The sequence below is a fragment of the Marmoricola sp. RAF53 genome (assembly GCF_052114005.1).
In the GTDB taxonomy this organism is placed as follows: Bacteria; Actinomycetota; Actinomycetes; order Propionibacteriales; family Nocardioidaceae; genus Marmoricola.
Map to the genome: position 1 here is coordinate 164,846 of NZ_JBFRDX010000007.1, position 24,847 is coordinate 189,692.

Below are 24,847 nucleotides of genomic sequence, written 5' to 3' on the forward strand. Positions count from 1 at the left end.
CCAGCTCGACGACCACGGCTCTACGACGGAGCTCTACGACGGAGGAGGGAGTCAGTCGACCTTCTGCTTCTTCGGCTTCGGCGTGATCGTCTTGGTGACCACCGGGCGCGGCGGGCTGACCAGTCGGAACCGGCCGTCGCTCGGCTCCGAGCCGATGGCCGCCGCGGTCACCTGGTAGTAGCCGGGCAGCGCCCAGTCGGTCGAGCGGCTGCACTCGTCGTCGGAGCGGCGCCCGCTCCAGTGCACGATCACCTTCGCCGGCGTCGCGCTGCGCACGACCACGGTCTGGGGCTGGATCGAGATCGGGCAGTCCTGGCTCGTCCAGATCCGGTCGGTGCCGGAGGTCACCCGGACGGCGACGCTGCGCGGCGAGACCTGGAAGGTGCACGCCGGCCGGATGCCGGTCAGGTCCAGCACCAGCGGGACCCGGGTACCGGCGGGTCGGGTGGCCACCTCGGGCGCCACCGTGATCTCGTCGACGGCGCACGGCCCGGTCGGCTCGGCCAGGACGACCGGTGGCGCCGTCCCGGTCGGCTTCGCGGCCGGGGTGCTCGCCGGAACCGGCCCGATCGGCGCGGAGGTGGTGGGGGCCGCTGACGGCCCGGTGCTCGCGTGCGGGCTGCCGGCCGTGACGGCGGCGGTGTCGGTCGCCTTCTCGTCGCCACCCCCGACGAGCAGGCGACCGACCGCGAAGGCGAGGGCCAGCACGGTGACCACGACGGCGACGCGCCGGAACCAGTACACCCGGGCCGGCTGCCGTCCCCGCGGCCTCGAAACCGACGTCATGGTTGCACCGTAGGAAAGAACCGGTGGCAGGTGCGGGAGGCGCACCGAGGTGCCCGCTCCTGCGGACGGTTCCGTAGGGTACGTGGGCGTGAACCCCCTGATCGAACCCGTCCTCGACTGGTACGCCGCATCCGCGCGCGACCTCCCCTGGCGACGCCCGGGCACGAGCCCGTGGTCGGTGATGGTCTCGGAGTTCATGCTCCAGCAGACGCCGGTCAGCCGGGTGCTGCCGGTGCACGAGGCCTGGCTGGAGCGCTGGCCCACCCCGGCGGCGTTCGCGGCCGAGCCCAGCGGGGAGGCGGTCCGCGCCTGGGGCCGGCTCGGCTACCCGCGTCGTGCGCTGCGGCTGCACGCCTGCGCGGTGACCATCACGGCCGAGCACGGCGGCGAGGTCCCGGACACCTACGAGGCGCTCCGGGCGCTACCGGGGGTCGGCGACTACACCGCGGCCGCGATCGCGTCGTTCGCGTTCGGCCGGCGCCACGCCGTGCTCGACACGAACGTGCGCCGGGTCCTGGGCCGCGCGGTCGCCGGGGTCGAGTTCCCGTCGCCGTCGGTGACCCGGGCCGAGCGCGACCTGGCGGAGTCGCTGGTCCCCGACGACGGCCCCGAGGTGTGGGCGGTCGCGGTGATGGAGCTCGGTGCGCTCGTCTGCACGGCGAGCTCGCCCGCCTGCGGGACGTGCCCGGTGAGCGCCGCGTGCGCGTGGACGCGGGCCGGGCGGCCGGCGTACGACGGGCCGGCGCGGAAGGTACAGACCTACGCCGGGACCGACCGGCAGTGCCGGGGCCGGCTGCTCGCCGTGCTGCGCGACGCCGACGGTCCCGTCCGGCGCGCGCGTCTCGAGGCCGTCTGGGCCGACGTGCCGCAGCGGGAACGAGCACTGGCCTCCCTGCTCGACGATGGTCTCGTCGTGCAGGAAGGCCAGCTGTTCGCTCTTCCGGGCTGAGGTCCGGTCAGACGGGGGCTTCCTCGCCGCCGCCGGTCACCTCGACCGGCGGGACGTCCGGCAGCACCGCGCGAGCCGTGCCCTCGAAGGTGAACGACGCGGTCGCGCCCTCGCCCTCGACGCCGACCAGCACGATCTGACCGGGGCCGACCTCGCCGTACAGCATCTTCTCGGCCAGCACGTCCTCGATCTCGCGCTGGACCGTGCGCCGCAGCGGACGGGCACCGAGCACCGGGTCGAAGCCGCGCGTCGCCAGCAGGTCCTTCGCAGCCTGGGTCAGCTCGATCGACATGTCGCGGTCGCGCAGCCGGATCTCGACGGAGGCGATCATGTTGTCCACCATCGAGACGATCTGCTCCTGCGACAGCGGCGGGAACACGATGACCTCGTCGACACGGTTGAGGAACTCGGGACGGAAGTGCTGCTTGAGCTCCTCCTGCACCTTGGCCTTCATCCGCTCGTAGGTGCCCTGGACGTCGGACGCGTTGCCGAAGCCGAGGCTGACGCCCTTGCTGATGTCCCGCGAACCGAGGTTCGTGGTCATGATGATCACGGTGTTCTTGAAGTCGACCACTCGGCCCTGGCTGTCGGTCAGGCGACCTTCCTCCAGGATCTGCAGCAGGCTGTTGAAGATGTCCGGGTGCGCCTTCTCGACCTCGTCGAAGAGGACCACCGAGAACGGCTTGCGCCGCACCTTCTCGGTCAGCTGGCCACCCTCTTCGTAGCCGACGTAGCCCGGGGGCGAACCGAACAGCCGCGAGACGGTGTGCTTCTCGGAGAACTCCGACATGTCGAGCTGGATCAGCGCGTCCTCGTCGCCGAAGAGGAACTCGGCGAGCGTCTTGGACAGCCAGGTCTTACCGACACCGGACGGGCCGGCGAAGATGAACGAACCGCCGGGGCGCTTCGGGTCCTTCAGGCCGGCACGGGTACGACGGATCGCCCGGGACAGCGCCTTGACGGCCTCGTCCTGACCGATGACGCGCTTGTGGAGCTCGTCCTCCATCTTGAGCAGCCGGGTCGACTCCTCCTCGGAGAGCTTGACGATCGGGATGCCGGTCGCGACCGCGAGGACCTCGGCGATGAGCTCCTCGTCGACCTCCGCGACGACGTCCATGTCACCGGCGCGCCACTGCTTCTCGCGCTCGGCCTTCGCCAGGATCAGCTGCTTCTCCTCGTCGCGCAGGCGCGCGGCGGCCTCGAAGTCCTGGCCGTCGATGGCGCCCTCCTTGCGGCGGCGGACGTCCCCGATCTTGTCGTCGAACTCGCGCAGGTCCGGCGGCGCGGTCATCCGGCGGATCCGCAGTCGGGAGCCGGCCTCGTCGATCAGGTCGATCGCCTTGTCCGGCAGGAACCGGTCGGAGACGTACCGGTCGGCGAGCGTCGCCGCCGAGACCAGCGCCTCGTCGGTGATGGTCACCCGGTGGTGGGCCTCGTACCGGTCGCGCAGACCCTTGAGGATCTCGATGGTGTGCGCGATGGACGGCTCGGCGACCTGGATGGGCTGGAAGCGGCGCTCGAGCGCGGCGTCCTTCTCCAGGTGCTTGCGGTACTCGTCGAGCGTGGTCGCACCGATGGTCTGCAGCTCGCCGCGGGCCAGCATCGGCTTGAGGATGCTGGCGGCGTCGATCGCGCCCTCGGCGGCACCGGCCCCGACGAGCGTGTGCAGCTCGTCGATGAACAGGATGATGTCGCCGCGGGTCTTGATCTCCTTGAGGACCTTCTTCAGGCGCTCCTCGAAGTCACCGCGGTAGCGCGACCCGGCGACGAGCGCGCCGAGGTCGAGCGAGTAGATCTGCTTGTCCTTCAGGGTCTCGGGCACGTCGCCGCGCACGATCGCCTGGGCCAGGCCCTCGACGCAGGCGGTCTTGCCGACGCCGGGCTCGCCGATCAGGACGGGGTTGTTCTTGGTGCGGCGGGACAGCACCTGCATGACCCGCTCGATCTCCTTCTCGCGCCCGATCACCGGATCGAGCTTCCCCTCCTTGGCGGCCTGCGTGTAGTTGCGGCCGAACTGGTCGAGGACCAGGGAGCTGGACGGCGCGGCCTCCGGGGCGGTGCCCGCGGTCTGCGCCTCCTTGCCCTGGTAGCCGGACAGCAGCTGGATGACCTGCTGACGGACGCGGTTGAGGTCGGCGCCGAGCTTCTGCAGCACCTGGGCGGCGACGCCCTCGCCCTCACGGATCAGGCCGAGCAGGATGTGCTCGGTGCCGATGTAGTTGTGGCCGAGCTGCAGCGCCTCGCGCAGGGACAGCTCGAGCACCTTCTTCGCGCGCGGGGTGAACGGGATGTGGCCGCTGGGAGCCTGCTGGCCCTGGCCGATGATCTCCTCGACCTGGGCGCGGACGCCCTCCAGCGAGATGCCGAGGCTCTCCAGAGCCTTGGCCGCAATGCCGTCACCTTCGTGGATCAGACCGAGCAGGATGTGCTCGGTGCCAATGTAGTTGTGCGAGAGCATGCGGGCCTCTTCCTGGGCCAGCACGACAACACGACGGGCACGGTCTGTGAACCGTTCGAACATGGGCATCGCTCCTTGGACTTCGCGGGCCGGACAGCGTGCGACCCGCACGCCCCATCCAACCCTGTTTGCAGCCTACGTGTTCCGGTGAAGTGCCGTCTTCGCTGATAGCGAACAACGGAACCCTCCCGCGGGGGCACGAGCGGCCGGAGGTCTCCTGGACACAGATCGGCGGCCGCCCCCCGAAGATGAGGGACGGCCGCCGGCCCGGGTGTTCGAGGGCGATCAGTGAGCGGCGAGGTACGCGTCGCGCACCTCGGAGGAGACCCGGCCGCGGTCGGGCACCTCGAAACCGTTCTCGCGGGCCCAGACCCGGATGTCGGCCGGGCTCGGGCCGTCGTTGCGGCTGCGCTTCCGGCCACCGCCGCCGCCGCGCCGGGCGTGGCCGACGTACAGGGCGAGCGCGTCGCGCAGTGCGGAGGCGTTGTCCTCGTTGAGGTCGATCTCGTAGTCGCGGCCGTCCAGGGCGAACGACACCGTCTCGACGGCCTCGCTCCCGTCGATGTCGTCGACGAGCACGATGTTGACTTTCTGAGCCATTTTCCAATCCCCTGTCCGCGCTTTTTCGGATGGCATTTCGGAGAATACCCAGGGGATTAGGAAATGCGCACGAGAAACGCCGAGGCCACTCCCGGTCTATTCCGGGCGAAGCAGCGGGAACAGGATGGTCTCGCGGATTCCGGCACCGGTCAGGAGCATGATCAGGCGGTCGACGCCCATGCCCATCCCGCCTGCCGGGGGCATCCCGTACTCCATCGCCTTGAGGAAGACCTCGTCGAGCTCCATCGCCTCCGGGTCCCCCGCCGCGGCCAGCAGCGACTGCGCGGTGAGCCGCTCGCGCTGCACGACCGGGTCGTTGAGCTCGGAGTACGCCGGCGCCAGCTCCACGCCGTTGATGATCAGGTCCCAGGCCTCGTTGAGCCCGTCCTTCGACCGGTGCGCCTTGGCCAGCGGCTTCACCGCGGCCGGGTAGTCCATCACGAAGGTCGGGGTGATCAGGGAGTCCTCGACGAGCTGCTCGTACAGCTCCACCACGATCTCCTCCGCACCCCACGTCGGCTGCAGCTCGACGTCGTGCTTCTCGGCGTGCTTGCGCAGCTCCTCGGCGGTCGTGCCGACGGTGATCTCCTCGCCGAGCGCGTCCGAGACCAGGTCCAGGATCGGTGCCTGGCGCCACTCGGCCTCGAGGTCGATCTCGGACCCGTCCCGGCCCGGCACCACGGTCCGTCCGACGGCGCGCGCGGCGTTGAGGACGAGGTCGCGGGTCAGCTGCATCATCGTGAACTGGTCGCCGTAGGCCTGGTAGGCCTCGAGCATCGAGAACTCCGCGGCATGGGTCGAGTCCAGGCCCTCGTTGCGGAAGGTCCGGCCGATCTCGTAGACCTTGTCGACGCCGCCGATCATCGCCCGCTTCAGGTCGAGCTCGAGGGCGATCCGCAGCAGCATCGGCTGGTCGAGCGCGTTCAGGTGGGTCTTGAACGGGCGTGCGGACGCGCCACCGTTGGTGAGCTGGAGGATCGGCGTCTCGACCTCGAGGTAACCCTGCGAGTCGAGGGTGTCGCGCAGGCTGCGGAGCACCGTCGCCTTGGTGCGGACCATCTCGCGGGCCTCGGGCCGGATCATCATGTCGACGTACCGGAGCCGGATCCGGGCCTCGTCGGAGAGCGGCTTGTGCTCGTTCGGCAGCGGGCGCAGCGTCTTCGCGGCCATCTGCCAGGACGTCGCCTGGACCGACAGCTCCCCGCGACGGCTGGTGATGACCTCACCGGTGGCGGCGAGCAGGTCACCGAGGTCGACCAGGGACTTGAACTCGGCGAGCGACTCCTCGCCGACGTCGGCCAGCGAGAGCATCACCTGGATCTCGCTGCCGTCGCCCTCACGCAGCCGGACGAAGCAGAGCTTGCCGGTGTTGCGCAGGAAGATCACCCGGCCGGCGATGCTGACCGTCTCACCGGTGCGGGTGTCCGGCTCCAGCTCGCCGGACTCCAGCTTCGGGTCCCACGCCTCGCGGATCTCCTTGATCGTGTGCGTGCGCGGCACCGCGATCGGGTACGCCTGCTGCCCGGACTCCAGGAGCCGGCCGCGCTTGTCGTGACGCACCTGCATCTGCTCGGGCAGGTCGTCCACAACAGCATCCGCAGCGCTTGCGGGCTGCACGTTCTCCGGCTGGTCGCTCATGGGGGAAAGGCTACTTTCTCGGTTTCCGGTCAGGTGTTCCGGGCGAAGACGAGCTCGAGGCCGCGGAGGGTGAGCCAGGGTTGGTGCTCGGTGATCGAGCGGCACTCGTCGACCACGACCGGGGCCAGGCCGCCGGTCGCGATCACGTGCACGTCGTCGACCGGGACCCCGAGCTCGGCGATCATCCGCTCCACGATGCCGTCCACCTGGCTGGCGAACCCGAAGACCATGCCGGACTGCAGCGCCTCGACGGTGTTCTTCGCGATCACGGTCCGGGGGCGGAGCAGCTCGACCTTGCGCAGCTGCGCGCCGCGGCGGCCGAGCGCCTCCAGCGAGATGTCGATCCCCGGAGCGATCGCCCCGCCGACGTACTCCCCGCGCGGGGAGACCACGTCGAAGGTGGTCGCGGTGCCGAAGTCGACCACGATCGCCGGGCCGTCGTACAGGGTGGCGGCGGCGAGCGCGTTGATCACCCGGTCGGCGCCGACCTCGCGCGGGTTGTCCATCAGGACCGGTACGCCGGTCCGCACACCAGGCTCGACGACGACCGACTCGATCGCCGCGAAGTGCCGGGCCAGCATGTCGCGCCACTCGTGCAGCACCGCCGGGACGGTCGCGCAGACGGCGACCCCGCTGACCGCGGCCGCGCCGCTGCCGACCGACTGCTCGATCAGCCCCTGGATCAGCACGAACCACTCGTCGGCCGTCCGGGTCTCCAGCGTCGAGACCCGCCAGTGGTCCAGCACCACGCCGTCGGCCAGCAGGCCCAGCGTGGTGTGCGAGTTGCCGATGTCGGCGCACAACAGCGTCATGGAGATTCCTCGAGCAGGTCCATGCCGAGGTCGAAGACGTTCACCGAGTGCGTCAGCGCGCCGACCGAGATGAAGTCCACCCCGGTCTCCGCGACCGAGCGGGCCCGCTCGAAGGTGAGCCCGCCGGAGGCCTCCAGCACGGCCCGGCCCTCGCCGCGGGCGTCGTTGAGCGCGACCGCCGCGGCCATCGTCTCGTTGCTCATGTTGTCCAGGAGCACCCGCTCGCAGCCGGCGTCCAGGAGCGGCTCCAGGTCCTCGAGCCGGTCGATCTCGACCTCCACCGGGATCTCCGGGAAGCGCGCCCGCACCGCCTCGAAGGCGGGCACCACGCCGCCGGCCGCGACCACGTGGTTGTCCTTGACCAGGGCCATGTCCGACAGGCTGAACCGGTGGTTCACGCCGCCCCCGCAGCGGACGGCGTACTTCTGCAGCGCCCGGTAGCCGGGCAGCGTCTTGCGGGTGTCGAGGACCCGGGCCCGGGTGCCTGCGAGCGCCTCGACCCAGGCGGCCGTCGCGGTCGCGACGCCGGACAGGTGGCAGGCGAAGTTGAGCGCCGTCCGCTCGGCGACCAGGAGCCCCTTGACCGGTCCGCGCACCCGCAGGACGACGTCGCCGCGGTCGACCGGGGTCCCGTCGGGGAGCCGGTCCAGCACGGTCACGTCATCGCCGAGGACGGTGTGGAAGACCAGCGCCGCGATGCCGAGGCCCGCGACGACGCCGGTCTCGCGGGCGCCGAAGTCCGCGGTCCCGGTGGCGTCCGGCAGCGTCGCCTCGCTGGTCACGTCGGTCCCGGTGCCGTCCGGGGGCAGGTCCTCGGCGAGCGCGTCCAGGACCATCGCGTGGATCCGGCGCGGGTCGAGGCCGGCCCTGCTCAGCTCGGCGAGCAGGTCGGCGGGGAGGGCGTCGTACGGGGTCGGGCTGGTCATCGGGCGACCGCCTGCTGCGCCTCGACGTCGGTCGCTGCGGCCGGGCGGAAGGTCGCCACCGGCCGGCCGTCGACCAGGACCACGTCGAAGTGGCCGGCGAAACCGGCGTCGTCGCGCTCCGGGTGGTCCTCGCGCCAGTGCGACCCGCGGGTCTCCTCGCGCAGCGCCGCTGCGGTCGCGAGAGCGGCGCTGATCGACACCAGGTTCGTGGTCTCCCACGCCGCGGTGCCCTCCTCGCCCGGGGTCGCGGCGTACCCGGCGAGCTCGTCGCGCGCCCGGTCCAGGCCGTCGGCACTGCGCAGCACGCCGACCCGTTCGGTCATCGTGGCCTGCACGGCCGGCCGCACCCCGGCGGCGACCACCCCGGCGACCCGGTGGTCCTCGCCCGCCGCACGCTGCTCGCCGAGCTCGCCGGGGAGGACGTGGGCGATCCGGCGGGAGAAGACCAGGCCCTCGAGCAGCGAGTTCGAGGCCAGCCGGTTGGCACCGTGCACGCCGGAGCAGGCGACCTCGCCGGTGGCGTAGAGCCCGGGGACGTTGGAGCGGCCCCACAGGTCGGTGGCGACGCCGCCGGAGGCGTAGTGACAGGCGGGCGCGACCGGGATCAGCTCGGTCACCGGGTCGACGCCGTGCGAGCGGGCCGTGGCCAGGATGGTCGGGAAGCGTCTCTCCCAGAACTCCTTGCCCAGGTGGCGGGCGTCCAGCCACATGTGCGGCTGGCCCTCCTCGTGCATCCGGCGGGTGATCGCCTTCGCGACCACGTCGCGCGGGGCGAGGTCGGCCAGCGGGTGCTGCCCCTGCATGAACCGGTCGCCGGCGAAGTCCACCAGGAACGCGCCCTCGCCGCGGACCGCCTCCGAGATCAGCGGCTGCTGGCCGGTCGAGTCCGGGCCGAGGTACATCACGGTCGGGTGGAACTGGACGAACTCCAGGTCGCGCAGCACCGCGCCCGCGCGCAGCGCCAGCGCCATCCCGTCGCCGGTGGAGACGGCCGGGTTCGTGGTCTGCGAGAAGACCTGGCCGAGCCCGCCGGAGGCGAGCACGACCGCCCGGCAGCGGACCGCGCCGACGCCGTCGCGCTGGCCCTCGCCCATCACGTGCAGGGTGATCCCGGCGACCGCGCCGGCGTCGTCGAGCAGCAGATCGACGGCGAGGGCGTGCTGGACGACCTCGATCTCGGGAGCCGCCTCGATCGCGGCGACCAGGGCGCGTTGGATCTCGGCGCCGGTGGCGTCGCCGCCCGCGTGCGCGATCCGGTCCCGGTGGTGGCCGCCCTCGCGGGTCAGGCTGAGCTCGCCGTCGTCGGAGTGGTCGAAGTTGGCGCCGAGCGCGATCAGCTCGTGGACCGCCTCCGGGCCCTCGGTGACCAGCGCCCGGACCGCCTCGGCGTCGCACACCCCGGCGCCGGCGACGAGGGTGTCGATCTCGTGCTCGAGCGGGGTGTCGCCCGGGCCGAGCGCCGCGGCGATGCCGCCCTGCGCCCACTGGGTCGACCCGGCGGAGAGCACGTCCTTGGTGACCACCAGCACCTTGCCGACCTGGCCGCGCAGCCGGAGCGCGGCGGTCAGGCCCGCGATCCCCGAGCCGACGACGACGACGTCCGCCTCGGTCGACCAGCCGGGCTCACCGGCGGCGAGCCGTTCGGGCAACGTGCCCGGGAGCGCTGTGCCGACGGTTGAAGAAGGGGTCATCGGGTGAGACTAGCGAGCGTCGACGAGGTCACCGCGGAGGAGGCCGGTGCCCGGGAGCGCCTCGGCCGGGTCCGAACCGGTGCCGATGATCCGGTTGTCGGCGTCGACGAAGACGACGTGCGGCTGGTACTCGCGCGCCTCGGCGGTCTCCATCTGGCCGTAGGCGATCAGGATGACCAGGTCCCCCGGGTGGACCAGCCGGGCGGCGGCGCCGTTGATCCCGATGATCCCCGAGCCGCGCTCGCCGGCGATCGTGTAGGTCTCCAGCCGGGCGCCGTTGGTGATGTCGACGATGTGCACGAGCTCGCCCGCGAGCAGGTCGGCGGCGTCGAGCAGGTCCTCGTCCACGGTCACCGAGCCGACGTAGTGCAGGTCGGCCTGGGTCACCGTGGCGCGGTGGATCTTGCTCTTCATCATGGTCCGCAGCATCAGCGGGGGTCTCCTTCTTCGGGCCCCAGGTGGAGGGGCACGTTGTCGATCAGCCGGGTGGAACCCACCCGTGCGGCGATGAGCATCCGGGCGGGCCCCTCCTCGGGCGCCGGTCCGAGGTCGGGGGCGGTGACCTCGAGGTAGTCGAGGTCGACGCCGGGGGTCGCGCGGAGTACCGCCCTGGCCGCGCCGAGTGCCGCGTCGCGACCGCGGACGGCGTCGTCCCGGGCCGCGAACAGGGCCCGGGAGAGCACCACGGCCCGCGCGCGCTCGTCGGCGTCGAGGTACCGGTTGCGGCTCGACAGCGCCAGGCCGTCGGCCTCGCGGACCGTCTCGGCGCCGACCACGTCGATGCCCAGGCAGAGGTCGTCGGCCATCCGGCGGATCAGCGCGAGCTGCTGGAAGTCCTTCTGCCCGAAGACGGCGACGTCAGGGCGGACCAGGCCGAAGAGCTTGGCGACGACGGTGAGCACGCCGCGGAAGTGACCCGGCCGGGACGCGCCCTCGAGAACGGTGGCCAGCGGACCGGGGTCGACGGTGACCTGCGCGGCCGAGGCGTCGTGCGGGACGTCATGTGGGACGTCATGCGGGACGTCATGCGGGACACCGCGCGGGTACACCTCCTCGACCGAGGGTGTGAAGACGACGTCGACGCCGGCCGAGGCACAGCCCTCGAGGTCCGCCTCCAGGGTCCGCGGGTAGCGGTCGAGGTCCTCGTGCGGGCCGAACTGCAGCGGGTTCACGAAGACGGAGACGACCACGACGCCGTCCGGGCCGACCTCCTCGCGGGCCCGGCGCATCAGCGCCAGGTGCCCGTCGTGCAGCGCGCCCATCGTGGGCACGAACCCCACGCGGGCTCCCGTTGCGCGGCGGGGTGCCAGCGCAGCAGCGAGGTCGGCGCGCGTGTCGGCGCCCAGAGGAGCGCCCAGAGGAGGGCCCAGAGGAGGGCCCAGAGGAGGGCGCAGCGGGACGGCGTTCACCGCTGCTCGGTCCGGCCCGGCTCGCTCCGGCGGCGGACGAGCTGCGGCGTCTCGACGGCGGCCAGCGCCTCGTCGAGCAGGCGCACGATCTTGACCGCCCGGATCGGCAGCAGCCGGCCGTCGAGCACCGCCCGGTCGGCGGTCGCCTTCGCCATCGCGACGTACGACGGGATGGTGGCCGGCGCGGTCTCGGCGATGTCCTCGAGGTGCGCCCGGACGGTGTTCACGTCGCCGCGCACGATCGGCCCGGTCAGGGCGGCGTCGCCGGAGGTGAGCGCGTTGTCGAGGGCGGCGGTGAGCAACGGGCGCAGGGTGGCGGCCGGGTCCTCCGCACCGGAGGCGCTGAGCAGCTCCATCGCCTGCGCGACCAGGGTGACCAGGTGGTTGGCGCCGTGCGCGAGACCCGCGTGGTACAGCGTGCGCTTGTCCTCGGGCACCCACATCGGGACGCCGCCGAGGTCGGAGACCAGGGACTCCGCGATGCCGCGGTCCTCCGGCCGGGCGGTGATGCCGAAGACGGTGCCGGCGAGCCGGTCGAGGTCGACGTCGGTGCCGGTGAACGTCATCGCCGGGTGCATCGCGAGCGGCCGGGCGCCGACCTCGGCGGCCGCGGTCAGCACGGCCAGACCGTGGCGGCCCGAGGTGTGGCAGACGTACTGGCCCTCGCGGATCACCCCGGCGCCGACCAGCGACACCACCACGTTCTCGAGCATGTCGTCGGGAACGGTGAGCAGCAGCAGGTCGCAGCTGCGGGCCACGTCGGTCGGCTTCATCACCGGGACACCGGGCAGCAGCTCGGCGATCCGGGTCCGGGACGCGGTGGACTCACCGGCCGCAGCCGCGATCTCGTGACCGGCAGCGCGCAGCGCAGCGGACAGGACGGCGCCGACCCTGCCGGCGCCCACAACCCCGATACGGGTCATCTGGACTCATCGCCTTTCGTTGCAGTCCCGGGCGGGTACCGCACTACTCAATGACGCCCAAAGAGTACGTCGCGACGCGAGCCGGGGTAACCCCATCGGCCACGTGGGCTGGATCACAAGGGCTTCACCGAGCGAGCACGGACACGGTGATGCCGTCCAGGGTGAGCGTGACCGGCGCGTACGGGCCCGGGTCGAGGCCGTGCTCGGCGAGCCAGAGCGAGATCGGGACGTCGGCCGCCTTGGCGGCGCACTCGCACCGCGTCCAGCGCCCCCAGAAGTCCTCCCGGCCGTACCGGGCGGCGAGCGCCGGCGGGACCGGCTGGCCGGTGAGCTCGGCGTCGATCACGCAGCCGGGGTCGCCGTACCAGCCGACGGCGCGGCCGTCGGCCAGGTGGGAGCGCGTGACGGCGTCCGCGACCTCGGCCGCGGTCCCGACCCGGACGTCCGGTCCGGGCCCGGTCCCGGGCTCAGATGGAGCCGGCACCGTCGATCACGATCGCCTGCCCGTTGATGTTGGTGTCCTCCAGCAGCAGCATCCGCACCACCGGGAGCACGTCCTCGGGCGTGGTCATCCGGCCCGAGGGGGTACGCCGCAGGATCGCGTCCAGCTGGGTCTGGCCGAGCACCGCCGACATCTCGGAGGCGAAGAAGCCGGGCGCCACCGAGTTGGCGATCACCCGTCCGGAGAGCTCGCGCGCCAGCGACCGGGTGGCGCCGTCCAGGCCGGCCTTCGTCGCCGAGTAGGCCACCAGGCCCGGGTAGCCACGCTGCCCGCAGATCGAGGTGATGTTGACCAGCCGGCCACGTCGGCCCTTGCCGAGCAGCCGCCGCACCCAGAACCGGGTGAGCACCAGCGGAGCGGTCAGGTTGGTGTCGATGATCCGGGTGATCTCGTCGGCCGGTGTGTGCACGTGCAACGAGTCCTGGCCGATCGCGGCGTTGTTGATCAGCGCGTCGACGACGCCGAGCTTCGCCTCGACCTCCTTGACGAACGCCTGGCAGGCCTTGTCGTCGGTGATGTCGACCGACCCGAAGTGGCTGGCGTCCGGGTACTTCTCGGCCAGAGCGTCGAGCTCGGGGGTGACCGTGCGGGCGAACGCGGCGACCTTGACGCCGCGTTCCAGCAGGTCGGTGACCATCGCCAGGCCGAGGCCGCGGGAGGCGCCGGAGATCAGGACGACGGTGGCGGCGGGGACCGCTTCCGGCCCGCCGGGGGCGGGAATCTGCTCGCTAGACATCGCTCTTCAGCGTCTCCTTCTGCGGGATCGCGTCCAGCACCTTGATCATCCGCGGGACGCCGTACTCCGGGAGCCGCTCGGCGCTCCAGGTCTTGAGCTCCTCCACGATCTCGTCGTTGGGGCTGCTCAGCACGACCTCGGCGACGACCAGGCTGCCGACCAGGGGCGACTTGCGGCCGCGCACGTGCGCCCAGGCCACGTCGGGGTGGCTGGTCAGCACGCCCCGTACGACGCCCGCGGACACCTTCGCGCCGCCGACGTTGATCTCGTCGCTGTTCAGCCGGCCGGTGATCAGCACGCGGCCGTCCTGGATCACGACCGCGTCGCCGGTCCGGACCGCGCCGTCGAGCCCGGCGCCGTGGTGCGGGGAGGCGATCACGAGCTCGTCGCCGTCGACGTCGATCCGCGGGCGGCCCTCGGCCTCGCGACCGAGCCACTCCACCGGGAACCCGGCGCGGCCGTCGTGGACGACGATCGACGCGCCGACCTCGGAGGAGGCGTAGATCCAGGAGATCCGGGCAGCCGGGAAGAACGCGCGGAGCTGGTCGAGCACGGCCTGGTCGACGGGCTCGCCGCCGAGGCTGATCTGCTGCAGCGGCACCTCGGCCAGCCGGTCCTTGTGCGCCATCATCGTCTGGCGCCAGAAGGTCGGCGTCCCGGAGGCGGCGGTGACGCCGTGCTCGGCCGCCGCGGCGACCCAGGAGTCCAGGTCGGAGGGGTCGACGACGACGAGGTCCTGGCCCGGCGACCCGAGGCCGAGGGTGACGACCTGCCACCAGGCGTAGGTGCCGGGCGAGTACGGGCAGAGCCAGGTGCGCGGCGCCATGTCGCCGGAGACCGTGGTCAGCGACGCGAGGGTGTGCCCGATCTGCTTGGGCCGTCCGGTCGAGCCGGAGGTGAGCAGCCAGAGCCGGCCGTCCTCGGCGGCCCGCGGCGCGGACGCCTCCTCGACGGTCCCGTCGGGGTCGACGATCGCGAAGCCGGAGGCGCGCAGGTCGGCGCGGAGGTTCTGCTCCATCCGGCCGGCGGCGACCACGAGGAACTCGGCTCCGGTCTCGGCGTGCGCGCGGACCCACGGCATGGCCTCGAACGACGATCCGACGACGACCGCGGCCGGCGCCGGGATCTTCACGTCGGACAGCTCGGCCCAGGTCGTGCTGACGCCGGTGCCGACGTCGATCAGGCGGTTGCCGATCCCCGGGAAGGAGGCCGCGGCGGTCACTGGCCCTGGATCTCGGTGAGCAGGTCGAGCACGTCGCCGACGGTGTTGATCTGGCGCAGCCCGGCGGCGTCGAAGTTGAGCTCGTCGTCGATCTCGTCCTCGACCCGCAGCGCGAGCTCGCTGAAGTCCAGCGAGCGGAAGCCGATGTCGCTCAGCAGCGCGGCGTCGTCGTCAGGAAGGGTCTTCCCCTGGGTGGAGAGGACCTCGCCCATCAGGGCGCGCAACTGCTCGCGGGACACAGCACTCATGGCGAGGAGACTACCGTTGGCCCGTCCACCCGTTCGAACCGTGCCCGAGGAGCAAGGATGCTGCGTCCCGCCGCCGAGGCCGACGTCCTGGTGATGCGCGAGTGGCGCAACCAGCCGGCGAACCGCGAGGTCAGTCTGCAGCAGCACGAGATCGCGCTCGAGGAGCACCTGGCCTGGTGGGAGCGGGTCCAGCAGGACCCCGGCAAGCGCGTGCTGGTCTTCACCTACGACGACCGCCCGCTCGGCGTCGTCAACTACTTCGACCTCGAGCTGGACGCCCCGGCCGGCGAGCGCAGCGGCGCCTGGGGGTTCTTCCTCGACCACGAGACCGCCACCGCCGAGGGCATCGCGATGACCGCCTGGATACAGGTGATGAAGGACGCCACGAACTTCGCCTTCGACGAGCTCGGCCTGGACGTCCTCACCGGCGAGGTGAGCCAGGACAACGAGGCCGTCCGGGTGATGAACCGGCGGTTCCGGTTCACCGAGGGCGAGCCGGTCACCCACTCCGACGGCCGGGTCTTCCTGCCGATCACCCTGCTGCGCGAGAACCGGCGGGGCGCCCAGAAGTCTGGACAGAAATCTGCACAGAAGAAGACGACCGAGGAAGGTCAGCAGTGACGACCGAGCAGCCCCAGAGCAAGCGCACCATCACCGTGGCCGGACCCCGCGGTCCGGTGCAGATCGGCCCGGACCACGAGCCGTTCGTGATCGCGGAGATGTCCGGCAACCACAACGGGGACCTGGAGCGCGCGCTCGACATCGTGCGCGCCGCCGCGGAGACCGGCGCGCACGCGGTGAAGATCCAGACTTACACCGCGGACACGATCACCCTCGACGTCGACTCGCCCCGGTTCCGGCTCAGCGCCGACCACCCGCTCTGGCCCAACCGCCGGCTCTACGACCTCTACACCGAGGCGCACACGCCGTGGGAGTGGCACGAGCCGATCTTCTCGATGGCCAACGACCTGGGCCTGATCGCGTTCAGCGCGCCGTTCGACCCGACCGCGGTGGACTTCCTCGTCGGACTCGGGGTGCCCCTGATGAAGCAGGCGTCCAGCGAGATCACCGACCTTCCGCTGACCCGGGCGATCGCCGGGACCGGCCTGCCGACGATCATCTCGACCGGGACCGCGACCCTGGGCGAGATCGACGCGTCGCTCCGGGCGGCCCGGGAGACCGGCAACGCGGACGTGATCGTGCTGTCCTGCACCGCGTCGTACCCGGCGCCGCCGGAGGCGTCGAACCTGCGCGGCATCCCGGTGCTGCGCGACGGTCTCGACGCCCAGATCGGGCTCTCCGACCACACCCTGGGGATCGGTGCCTCGGTCGCCGCGGTGGCGCTCGGGGCGACCGTGATCGAGAAGCACCTGACCCTGGACCGCGCCGACGGTGGCGTCGACGCCGACTTCTCGCTGGACCCGGGCGAGTTCGCCTCGCTGGTCGCGGAGACGAAGATCGCCTGGCAGGCGATGGGCGAGGCACGGGTCGGACCCAAGCAGATCGAGGCCGAGGGCCTTCGCTTCCGGCGCTCGCTCTTCGTCACCCGCGACGTGAAGGCCGGCGAGGTCGTCGGTCCGGACAACGTCCGGTCGGTGCGCCCGGCAGACGGCCTGCCGCCGGACTCGTTCCGCGAGATCGAGGGCCGTGTCTTCAGAGCGGATGTGCAGAAGGGCACGCCCATGTCCCTGGATCTGCTCTGAGCCGTCATCCGCGGCACCTGGCGACGCTCAGATCGGCTCGTCGGGGATGACCGTCACCTCAGGCTGCACCCTGTAGCCGGGCGGCAGCAGGCTCTTCTCGACCTCGAGCGGCTCCACGGGCGCGTCGGGGTTGCGGTCCTTCCACTCGCCGACGGGGCCCTCGGCGGCGGCCTCCTGGGCCAGCCGCCGGCGGCGGAGCTTGTCGCGCACCCAGAAGATCTTGCGGCCGACCCGCACCTCGCGCGAGGTGTTGAGCGCGTTGAGCTGACCGCGGGTCTTGCGCAGCGCGCGCTGCCGGCCCTGGAGCCGGCGCAGCAGCCACAGGACGTGCTCGTCGGCGTCGGCGGCCCGGACCGCCAGCACCTCGGCGGCCTCGGCCAGCTCGGCGTACGAGAGCCGGCCGGTCGACGCCGGGGCGTCGTAGTCCGGCGCCGTCCCCGCCGGGCGGAGCCGGGCTTCCAGCGCGAGGGCCGGGTCGCGGAGCGCTGCCACGTCCTCGATCCCGGCCGCGGTCGCCAGCGCCGAGGCCAGCACCCAGGGCGAGGCCCCCGGCGACCACGGGTGCCGGACCCCGCGTGCGAGCAGGGCGGCGGAGACGTCGAGCAGCCCGCGCAGCAGGACCACGTCCCGGGGGGCGGGGGTCTCGGCGCGCCAGGACGGGTCCAGCGGGACCAGGTCGTCGCCGGAGAGCACCAGCGTGCGCGGCAGCAGCGCGACCCGGTCGACGGGGACGTCCGCGTCCGGCGCGGCGCCGAGCCAGTCGCGCAGCCGCCGGACCAGGACGCCGGCGGCGGAGGCGTCGTGCGCCGCGCAGCAGGCCTCCAGGGCGGCCGCGAGCGTCGGTCCCTCGGGGACCGGTCCGGCGAGCGCGGCCGTGTCGCGGACCAGTCCCGGCGCGACCGTGACCACGCCGGCCTCACCGAGGAGCTCCCGCTCCCAGGCGCCGTCGCGGCGGGTCAGCCGGTAGCCGATCGCCGGGGCGCCGTCGTGGCCGGGCTCCTGGACCAGGACGGTGCCCGCGCCGGGGTCCGGCTCGGACGCTGCGCCGCGCCGCAGGTGCAGCACGGTCAGCGGTGCGACCGCGGCTCCGAGGCCGGCCACCACCAGGTCGTGGACGGTGCGGTGCGGGTCCTTGAGCGGCAGCGCCGCGGGGTCGTCCACGTCGTAGGCGGCGGTCACCTCGCGGATCACGACCTCGTCGGTCCGGCCGTCGGTCAGCGTCGTGGCGGACGCGGCGACCAGCGGGTCGCTGCGGCGGCCGTGGCAGCACCACGTCTCCACCGACGTCAACCCGTGCCGCTCCTGGAGGAGGGCGGCGACCGCGCCGGCGTCGAGGGTCGGCCGGTCCACGACGTGCCCGTCCGGCCAGTCCGCGTCGCTGTGCCGGCTCTCGTCGCCGGCCGCGAGCAGCCGGTCCACGCCGACGGCGTTGCCGACCCCGACGAACAGCTCTCCGTCCGCCGTCAGCAGGGCGACCAGGTCGGCGAGGACCGCGTCCGCGGTCGGCGTCTCCTCCTCGGCCGAGTGCAGCCGGTCGGTACCGGCGACCGCGACCACGGCGTCGTACGACGCACCCCTGCCGGCCAGCCGGTCCAGCGGTCCGCAGAGCACGCCGATCGCGTCCGGCAGCTCCTCCCGGAGCCGTTGCGCGTCCGGCCACGACCGGACCAGCACGTCGGTGGCGCCGAAGTGCGCGGCGACGTCGCGAACCACGTCGGCCGTCGTCGGACCGGCCACGAGCGCGCGCTCGCGGCGACCGCCGAAGCCGTGCAGCAGCCGCGGGGCGAGGAGCCCGCCGAAGGCGCCGACGGCCCCGTCGGCGTCGGACCAGGTCAGCATCTCCGAGCCGAGCAGGGTGATCCCCTCGGTGGATGTCGTCATAGGTCGCCCTCCGCGCCGGGTCGGGTCCAGCAGAACAGGTCCATGATCTCAGCGGGCTCGCGCACGTGGCGCAGGCCCAGCTCGGCCTCCGCGATCGCGCCGACGACGTCACGCGGCACGAACTCCTGGTGCAGCTCCGGCCAGTTGCGCAGCTGCCGCTCGATGCCGCCGTAGACCGGGTCCTCGTTCTCGAGCACCATCGGGTCGCCGTACACGCCGACCTCGCAGCCGACCGAGGCGCCGTACAGGATCGCCGAGCCGAGACGGTTCGAGACGACCCGCTCGTGGGCCCGGAGCTCGGCGAGCTGCTTGCGCAGGAAGTCCGGGTCGGTGCCCTTGTAGCCGAAGCCGCGCATGCCGTGCGTGATCACCCGGCAGCCGGCGCTCTCGTACACCTCGCGGATGGCGGCGTTGCGGTGCTCCACCCAGTACAGGCAGACCGTGATCGGGCCGGTCTCGACCTCCTGGAGCCGGCGCAGCATCGCGGCGTGGTCGCCCGCGACCTCCTGCCCCTCCCAGCCGTGGAACGGGTAGAAGATCGTGCCCTCGCGCTTCGCCGGCGGCGGGATCCGCGGCGCGGTGCGCTCCATCTCCAGCAGGTAGGCCCAGGCGGAGCCGATCACGTGGTAGTTGCGGCGACCCATCGCCCAGCCGCGGCGCATCACCGAGTCCGACCAGACGAACAGCTTCGTCCCGGGGACGAAGTGGGTGCCGACCGCGAAGCCGTCGTGCAGGTTCCAGCCGTGCTGGAGGTAGCCGTCGAGCATCACCGGGAACGGGATCCCGACGTAGTCGGCGAAGAGGTGGGCATGCCCGTAGTAGTGGTTCGCGGTGTGCATCCGCCCCTCCTCAGTGGTGCAGCCTCAGTCCTGCCGGCGACGGGCGAGCAGCGGGGCGCACGCGTCTGCGACGCGCTCGCGCCCGCGACCGTCCACGGTCCGCCACCCCCGCTCGCGGAGCTCCGCGCGGAGCGCGGCCGAGCCGAGGAGCGAGGCGAACGCGGTACCGGTGTCCGACGTGAGCGCCTCAAGATACCCGAGGCCGACGACCAGCCCGGCCGCCACCGCCCGCTCGTACGACGTGGCCTGGTTGTCCGCGACGCAGACCAGGCCGGTGGCGGCGCCGAGGCAGAGCAGCTCCCAGCTCGAGGACCCGGCCGCACTCAGCACGACGTCGGCGGCACGGACCTCGCGCGCCAGGTCGTCGGTCGGGCCGACGACGTCGAGGCGCTGACCCGGGCCGGTCGTCAGCGCGCGGCACTCCTCGGCGATCCCGGGCCGGGCCGCGACCACCGTCGCGTCGAAGGGGAGGCCCGTCCGCAGCGCGGCCGCGGCGACCCGGGGCGCGGCGCCGAAAGGGTCGGTGCCACCGAAGAAGGCGAGGACCCGGGGCACCGGCCCTTCGGTCCTGGCCGGGTGCTCCGGCCGCGCGGCCCGCAGGTCGGCGCGCATCAGCGCGTACCCGAGACCGGCGAGCCGGGTCGTCCCGGCGGGCACCGGCCAGGGGTCCTCCTCCGCGCCGATGTTCTGGTCCAGCCACACGTCGGCCGGGCGGCCGCCGGCCGGGTCGCCGTCGACGAGCGCGAGCGTCGGGACACCCGCCTCCCGGACACCGTCGTAGACGGCGGCGGGCAGCAGGTAGGAGTCGAGGACCACCAGGGCGGGGTCGAGCGCGAGCAGGCCGGCGACCTCGTCGTCGGGGGTCGGGGCGGTGGCCTCGAAACCGCGGCGGGCGACCTGGTCGGCGGCCCACGGCACGCTCGCCAGGTCGGCGACGAAGACGACCCGGTGGCCGCGGCCCGCGAACTCCTCGGCCAGCGCCAGGCACCGCATCACGTGCCCGATCCCGACGGCCGGCCCGGCGTCGCAGCGGAACACGGCCGCCGCCTGACGCGCTCGGGCCGGAGCGGGACTGGTCACGGCCGACAATCTAGTGCCCCCGGCTATCCTGCTCCCCAACCCGAACGGAGTCAGGGGCCGACAGGTGAGCGAGACCATGAGCAGCGAGCACCACGCCCTGCTGGACAGCACCGAGGACCTCGCCGTGGTGCCCGGCTGGTTCCTGCCGGTCGACCAGCACCTGTTCCGCTGGTTCCTGAGCCGGCAGCGGGAGGCGGGGATCCGGGGCGACCTCGTCGAGCTCGGCGCCTACCTGGGCAAGAGCGCCATCGTGATCGGCGACTACGTCGGCGACGGGGAGGTCTTCACCGTGGTCGACCTGTTCGGCGCCGAGGCGAGCGACGTCGCGAACGCCAGCGAGAACGACTCCTCCTACTCGACGCTCACCCGCGAGGGCTTCGAGGAGAACTACCTGCGCTTCCACCCGGTGCTCCCGGCCGTGCACACCGCGCTGTCGTCCGCGGTCACCGAGCACGTCGACGCGGGCAGCGCACGGTTCGTGCACATCGACGCCTCGCACCTCTACGAGCACGTCGTCGGCGACACCGCCGCCGCGCGCTCGCTGCTGGCCCCCGACGGGATCGTCGTCTTCGACGACTACCGCTCCGAGCACACGCCGGGGGTGTCGGCGGCCGTGTGGGGGGCCGTGCTGAACGACGGCCTCAACCCGATCTGCGTCACGCCGTCCAAGCTGTACGGCACCTGGGGCGAACCGGCCGCGGTGAGGGCGGAGCTGCGCGCGCACCTCGACGGCGACGAGCGGCTCTGGTCGGAGGTCCAGTCCGTCGCCGGTCACGAGCTGATCCGGTGCAGCTACGTCGCCACCGGCCCGACCCGGGAGCAGCAGCTGGTCGCGAAGCTGGACCGCAAGGAGCAGGCGCTGGCCCAGGCCCGGCGGCGGCTGCGCCGGCAGCGGGAGCGAGCCGATGCGCTCGAGGCGTCGCGCTCCTACCGGCTGGGCGCCGCGCTCACCGCACCGCTGCGGGCGCTGCGCCGGCGCGGCTGATCAGCCGGTGATGCCGAGGCGGAGGATGTCGTTGCGGACGAGCTGGACGCCGACGCGGTAGCCGGCCACGGTCCGCGGCGCCGGGAACGAGGGCACCGCGAAGCGGTCGTAGACCTGCGGGGCCAGGTGGTCGGCGAACGGCAGGACCAGGTGCCACGGCTGCGGCTCCCGGCCCTCGAACGGGTCGCGCAGCTCGCGCTGGAGCCCGACCAGCTCCGCCACGTCGACGTCGAACCGGTAGCGGCCGCCCTCGTGCACCAGCGCGACCCGGGTGCCGGTCCGCTCGGCCGGGTGCTCGAAGTGCTCCACGACCACGTGGTCCGGCAGCGCCTGCGGGCCGCCCCAGGTGCCCTCGAAGCGGAGCACCGTGTCCGCGGTCCAGGTGATCGTGTCGACTACCGGGGCCGTCCGGCCGTCCAGCAGCTGCAGGTTGCCGAACATGCTCCGGGTCGCGGCGACGGTCCGGAAGCCGGCCACCGCCGGGGTGGCGGCGAAACCGGCGCCGGGGGTGACCCAGCGGCGTACCGGGCCGAGGTCGAGGCGGGCGTCGACGGCGATCTGGGACGAGAGCGGCGTCAGGTAGTCCGGGGTGTCGGTGACCGCCGCGATCGGGACCTCGGCGCGCCAGGCGAACACGCCCTCCGCCCCGGTCGGCTCGACCGCCGCCGGGAAGGCCAGGTCCTCGCCGCGGCGACCCGTCAGCTGCAGTACCGGCGCCGGCCCGATCTCGTCCGCCCGCAGGGTCCCGGCGAGCACCAGCGAGTCCGCGGTCGGCGCGACCGACTCGACGAGGACGCGCGGACGCCGGACCGCGATCCCGTACCCGTCGGCGCCGCGGTACGGCTGGACGACGGTTTCCGGACGGTCCGGCATCGTCCGCTGCGCGACGTACCGCGCCCGCCCGGTGGACGTCTCGGCGACGGCGAGCTCGACGTCGAGGTCCGCGGAGCGCACCCGCATCCGGAAGGCCCAGAAGCCCTGCTTGTCGCCGGCCGCGGCGGCCAGGGCCCGCAGGTCGACCGAGGTCTGCACCTCGACCAGGTCCTCGCCACCGAAGGGGACGTGCCGGGCCACGCGCCGTACCGGGCACTCGAGCCGGCCGTCCTTGGACTCCAGCCAGAGCGAGATCCGCGACTTCGGGCCGAGCTCGATCGGGGTGTCGACCAGGATGCTCGCCTGCAGGACGTCGCCGTCCCAGACCGCGTCCTCGACCTCCGCCACGAGCCGGACCTCGCCGCCGGTCACCTCGTACGGCTCCAGCCCGAACCGGCTGTCGCCGAAGTGCGGCAGCCGCTCGTGGTAGCGCCTGCGGAACCGGCCGTGGCGGCGGACCGCGGCCGACCGGCCGTAGTGGTGCGCCCAGGCGTGCAGGTCGCGCAGCGCGTCCGCGTCACCGGCGTCGACCATCGCGGACTGGACCCGGTGGAACGGCGCCAGCCGGGCGCCCGCCGCCTGGCCGCCCAGGCGGGCGTCGAGCCGTTGGGCCATCCCGACGATCTCCGGGTAGGTCTCCGGGGCGTTGACGGTCAGCGCGGCCACGATCGCGGTGACGTCGATCTCCAGGAAGTGCTCGCGCAGCAACGGCAGTGACGCGGGGGTCCGGGGCTCGGCGACGTCGAGGACCATCATCGCCGAGGTGTAGCGGTCGGTGAGGTTGCCGATCTCCGCGCTGCGCTGGGTGATCGAGGGCTCGCCGCCGTCGCGCTCGCGCCAGAAGTAGAGGACCTCGTCGAGGACGTCGACGGCGTCGGCGCTCGTGTGCGCGGCGATGCTGACCGGGAAGTCCTCCATCAGCATCGCCGGGAACGCGTAGCCCTGCTCGTCCCAGAAGTCGCGGCGGTAGACCTTGTTCCACGCCATCCGGTCGAGCACGAGCTCCGGGCGCTCGGTGATGTGCGTGCGGGTCCGGGTCCCGGTGATCGCGATCCCGTGCACGAACGAAGAGCTGACGCCGAGGTTGTTGAACCGGCCCGCGCTGCAGCTCGCGAACCGGGAACCGCTCTCCCGCAGGGTCGACGTCAGCCGCTCGTACGCCGTCGGGTGGACCACGTCGTCGCTGTCGACGTAGGTCAGGAACTCGCCGGTCGCCACCGCCGTGCCGGTGTTGCGCGCGGGGCCGAGGCCCTGGTTCTCCTGGGTGACCAGCCGGAACCGCGGATCCGCGTCGCAGAAGCGCTCGGCGACGGCCCGGGTGCCGTCCTGCGAGCCGTCGTCGACCAGCACGACCTCGAGATCGCGCAGCGTCTGACGCCGGAGTGATTCCAAGCACGCCTCGACGTAGTCCGCGACGTTGTAGAACGGCACGATCACGCTGAGCAGTGGCACGAGCCACCTCTCTCTCGGAGTGGCAGGGCTGGCTCGGCGCGGCGGGACAAGCCTCCCGGCAGGGTATCCTCACGCCTGCACCACGCGCTCACCACGCCAACGGAAGGCTGACAGGACGTGTCCCCAATCGAAGGATCACTGCTCAAGGGATCCAGCATCCTGGTGACCGGCGGGACCGGTTCCTTCGGCAAGGCGTTCATCGAGTACGCCCTGAAGAACCTCGACCCCAAGCGGCTGATCGTGTTCTCGCGCGACGAGCTGAAGCAGTTCGAGGTCCGTGCGATGTTCGACGACGACCCGCGGCTGCGCTGGTTCATCGGTGACGTCCGCGACCAGCAGCGCCTCTTCCGGGCGATGCACGGCGTCGACTACGTGGTGCACGCGGCGGCGCTGAAGCAGGTCGACACCGGCGAGTACAACCCGTTCGAGTTCGTGAAGACGAACGTGCTCGGCTCCCAGAACGTCGTCGAGGCCGCGATCGACGCCGGCGTGAAGAAGGTCGTCGCGCTCTCCACCGACAAGGCCTCCAGCCCGATCAACCTGTACGGCGCCACCAAGCTGACCGCCGACAAGATCTTCATCCTGGGCAACAACTACGCGGCGTCGTACCCGACCCGGTTCGCGGTCGTCCGCTACGGCAACGTGACCGGCTCGCGCGGCTCGATCATCCCGAAGTGGCGCGCGATGCACGCCGCCGGCGAGAAGCTGCCGATCACCGACCTGCGCTGCACCCGCTTCCTGATCACGCTCCCCCAGGCCGTCGAGATGGTCGTGGACACCTTCGCGCTGATGCAGGGCGGCGAGCTCCTGGTCCCGCACATCCCGTCGCACAAGGTCGTCGACCTGGCGCACGCGGTCGCTCCGGGCGCGGAGTTCATCGACATCGGCCTGCGGCCGGGCGAGAAGCTGCACGAGGAGATGATCAGCCCGGAGGAGGGCCGCCGCGCGGTCATGATCCAGGACGGCAAGTACTACGTGATCGAGCCGGAGACCCCGCAGTGGGGCTACCGGCCGATCCAGGACGCGACGCCGGTCCCCGAGGGCTTCCACTGCGCCTCGGACAAGAACGACATCTGGTGGGGCGTCGAGGACCTCCGCGAGGTCCTCGAGTCGGGCATCTGAGCCCTCAGGAAG

23 protein-coding genes are annotated in these 24,847 nt (G+C 72.6%); 5 read left to right on the plus strand and 18 right to left on the minus strand.

The window, feature by feature from the left end; all coding sequences use genetic code 11:
- Positions 1-51: 51 nt before the first annotated feature.
- Positions 52-786 (minus strand): hypothetical protein, encoded by a 735-nt coding sequence (locus AB4Y76_RS08545; protein WP_441924145.1) that lies wholly within the window; start codon positions 784-786, stop codon positions 52-54.
- Between the two features lie 88 nt (positions 787-874).
- Between AB4Y76_RS08545 and AB4Y76_RS08550 the strand changes: the two genes are divergently transcribed.
- Positions 875-1,735: an A/G-specific adenine glycosylase gene (locus AB4Y76_RS08550; RefSeq protein WP_441924147.1), complete on the plus strand. Its 861-nt coding sequence runs from the start codon at positions 875-877 to the stop codon at positions 1,733-1,735.
- 7 nt (positions 1,736-1,742) lie between these two features.
- Here the strand turns inward: AB4Y76_RS08550 and AB4Y76_RS08555 are convergent, their stop codons facing one another.
- The 13 genes from AB4Y76_RS08555 to AB4Y76_RS08615 all read right to left on the minus strand — a co-directional run bounded on the left by AB4Y76_RS08555 (position 1,743) and on the right by AB4Y76_RS08615 (position 14,900).
- A complete protein-coding gene (locus tag AB4Y76_RS08555; protein WP_441924149.1) occupies positions 1,743-4,256 on the minus strand; it encodes an ATP-dependent Clp protease ATP-binding subunit in 2,514 nt (837 codons plus the stop codon).
- Positions 4,257-4,478: 222 nt separating this feature from the next.
- Positions 4,479-4,793: a histone-like nucleoid-structuring protein Lsr2 gene (locus AB4Y76_RS08560; RefSeq protein WP_441924151.1), complete on the minus strand. Its 315-nt coding sequence runs from the start codon at positions 4,791-4,793 to the stop codon at positions 4,479-4,481.
- Between the two features lie 96 nt (positions 4,794-4,889).
- Entirely contained in the window at positions 4,890-6,431 is a 1,542-nt protein-coding gene (gene lysS / locus AB4Y76_RS08565) for a lysine--tRNA ligase (protein ID WP_441924153.1), read from the minus strand.
- A 29-nt stretch (positions 6,432-6,460) separates the two neighbouring features.
- A complete protein-coding gene (locus AB4Y76_RS08570) occupies positions 6,461-7,243 on the minus strand; it encodes a type III pantothenate kinase (protein ID WP_441924155.1) in 783 nt (260 codons plus the stop codon).
- Positions 7,240-8,169 (minus strand): carboxylating nicotinate-nucleotide diphosphorylase, encoded by a 930-nt coding sequence (gene nadC, locus AB4Y76_RS08575; protein ID WP_441924156.1) that lies wholly within the window; start codon positions 8,167-8,169, stop codon positions 7,240-7,242. Before nadC ends, AB4Y76_RS08570 begins: the two co-directional genes overlap by 4 nt.
- Positions 8,166-9,860, minus strand: coding sequence for an L-aspartate oxidase (locus AB4Y76_RS08580; RefSeq protein ID WP_441924158.1), 1,695 nt, complete (start codon positions 9,858-9,860; stop codon positions 8,166-8,168). Before AB4Y76_RS08580 ends, nadC begins: the two co-directional genes overlap by 4 nt.
- 9 nt (positions 9,861-9,869) lie before the next feature.
- Complete coding sequence (panD, locus tag AB4Y76_RS08585) at positions 9,870-10,289, minus strand: aspartate 1-decarboxylase (RefSeq protein WP_441924160.1); 420 nt, start codon at positions 10,287-10,289, stop codon at positions 9,870-9,872.
- Complete coding sequence (gene panC, locus AB4Y76_RS08590) at positions 10,289-11,269, minus strand: pantoate--beta-alanine ligase (RefSeq protein WP_441924162.1); 981 nt, start codon at positions 11,267-11,269, stop codon at positions 10,289-10,291. The genes panD and panC overlap by 1 nt, the downstream gene beginning before the upstream one ends.
- On the minus strand, positions 11,266-12,192 hold the full coding sequence (locus AB4Y76_RS08595; RefSeq protein ID WP_441924164.1) for a Rossmann-like and DUF2520 domain-containing protein: 927 nt from the start codon (positions 12,190-12,192) through the stop codon (positions 11,266-11,268). Before AB4Y76_RS08595 ends, panC begins: the two co-directional genes overlap by 4 nt.
- Before the next feature lie 124 nt (positions 12,193-12,316).
- A complete protein-coding gene (locus tag AB4Y76_RS08600) occupies positions 12,317-12,676 on the minus strand; it encodes a hypothetical protein (protein WP_441924166.1) in 360 nt (119 codons plus the stop codon).
- Positions 12,660-13,430, minus strand: a complete 771-nt coding sequence (locus AB4Y76_RS08605; RefSeq protein WP_441924168.1) for an SDR family NAD(P)-dependent oxidoreductase — start codon at positions 13,428-13,430, stop codon at positions 12,660-12,662. Before AB4Y76_RS08605 ends, AB4Y76_RS08600 begins: the two co-directional genes overlap by 17 nt.
- Complete coding sequence (locus AB4Y76_RS08610; RefSeq protein WP_441924170.1) at positions 13,423-14,652, minus strand: AMP-binding protein; 1,230 nt, start codon at positions 14,650-14,652, stop codon at positions 13,423-13,425. The genes AB4Y76_RS08605 and AB4Y76_RS08610 overlap by 8 nt, the downstream gene beginning before the upstream one ends.
- Positions 14,649-14,900: an acyl carrier protein gene (locus tag AB4Y76_RS08615; protein WP_441924172.1), complete on the minus strand. Its 252-nt coding sequence runs from the start codon at positions 14,898-14,900 to the stop codon at positions 14,649-14,651. Before AB4Y76_RS08615 ends, AB4Y76_RS08610 begins: the two co-directional genes overlap by 4 nt.
- Positions 14,901-14,957: 57 nt before the next feature.
- On the opposite strand from AB4Y76_RS08615, the gene AB4Y76_RS08620 reads away from it, so the two are divergent.
- Entirely contained in the window at positions 14,958-15,521 is a 564-nt protein-coding gene (locus AB4Y76_RS08620) for a GNAT family N-acetyltransferase (RefSeq protein WP_441924174.1), read from the plus strand.
- Positions 15,518-16,603: a pseudaminic acid synthase gene (pseI, locus tag AB4Y76_RS08625; protein WP_441924176.1), complete on the plus strand. Its 1,086-nt coding sequence runs from the start codon at positions 15,518-15,520 to the stop codon at positions 16,601-16,603. The genes AB4Y76_RS08620 and pseI overlap by 4 nt, the downstream gene beginning before the upstream one ends.
- 27 nt (positions 16,604-16,630) lie before the next feature.
- Here the strand turns inward: pseI and AB4Y76_RS08630 are convergent, their stop codons facing one another.
- Genes AB4Y76_RS08630 through AB4Y76_RS08640 form a run of 3 tightly spaced genes read right to left on the minus strand, consistent with a single transcriptional unit; the run spans position 16,631 to position 20,403 of the window.
- Complete coding sequence (locus AB4Y76_RS08630) at positions 16,631-18,484, minus strand: hypothetical protein (RefSeq protein WP_441924178.1); 1,854 nt, start codon at positions 18,482-18,484, stop codon at positions 16,631-16,633.
- A complete protein-coding gene (locus AB4Y76_RS08635; protein ID WP_441924180.1) occupies positions 18,481-19,323 on the minus strand; it encodes a hypothetical protein in 843 nt (280 codons plus the stop codon). Before AB4Y76_RS08635 ends, AB4Y76_RS08630 begins: the two co-directional genes overlap by 4 nt.
- Before the next feature lie 24 nt (positions 19,324-19,347).
- Positions 19,348-20,403: a PseG/SpsG family protein gene (locus AB4Y76_RS08640; RefSeq protein ID WP_441924182.1), complete on the minus strand. Its 1,056-nt coding sequence runs from the start codon at positions 20,401-20,403 to the stop codon at positions 19,348-19,350.
- 64 nt (positions 20,404-20,467) lie between these two features.
- Here AB4Y76_RS08640 and AB4Y76_RS08645 point away from each other — a divergent pair, with 64 nt between their 5' ends.
- On the plus strand, positions 20,468-21,388 hold the full coding sequence (locus AB4Y76_RS08645) for a class I SAM-dependent methyltransferase (RefSeq protein WP_441924184.1): 921 nt from the start codon (positions 20,468-20,470) through the stop codon (positions 21,386-21,388).
- Here the strand turns inward: AB4Y76_RS08645 and AB4Y76_RS08650 are convergent, their stop codons facing one another.
- Entirely contained in the window at positions 21,389-23,713 is a 2,325-nt protein-coding gene (locus tag AB4Y76_RS08650) for a glycosyltransferase (RefSeq protein WP_441924186.1), read from the minus strand.
- Between the two features lie 117 nt (positions 23,714-23,830).
- Between AB4Y76_RS08650 and pseB the strand changes: the two genes are divergently transcribed.
- Positions 23,831-24,835, plus strand: a complete 1,005-nt coding sequence (pseB, locus tag AB4Y76_RS08655) for a UDP-N-acetylglucosamine 4,6-dehydratase (inverting) (protein WP_441924188.1) — start codon at positions 23,831-23,833, stop codon at positions 24,833-24,835.
- The last annotated feature ends 12 nt before the right edge of the window (positions 24,836-24,847 follow it).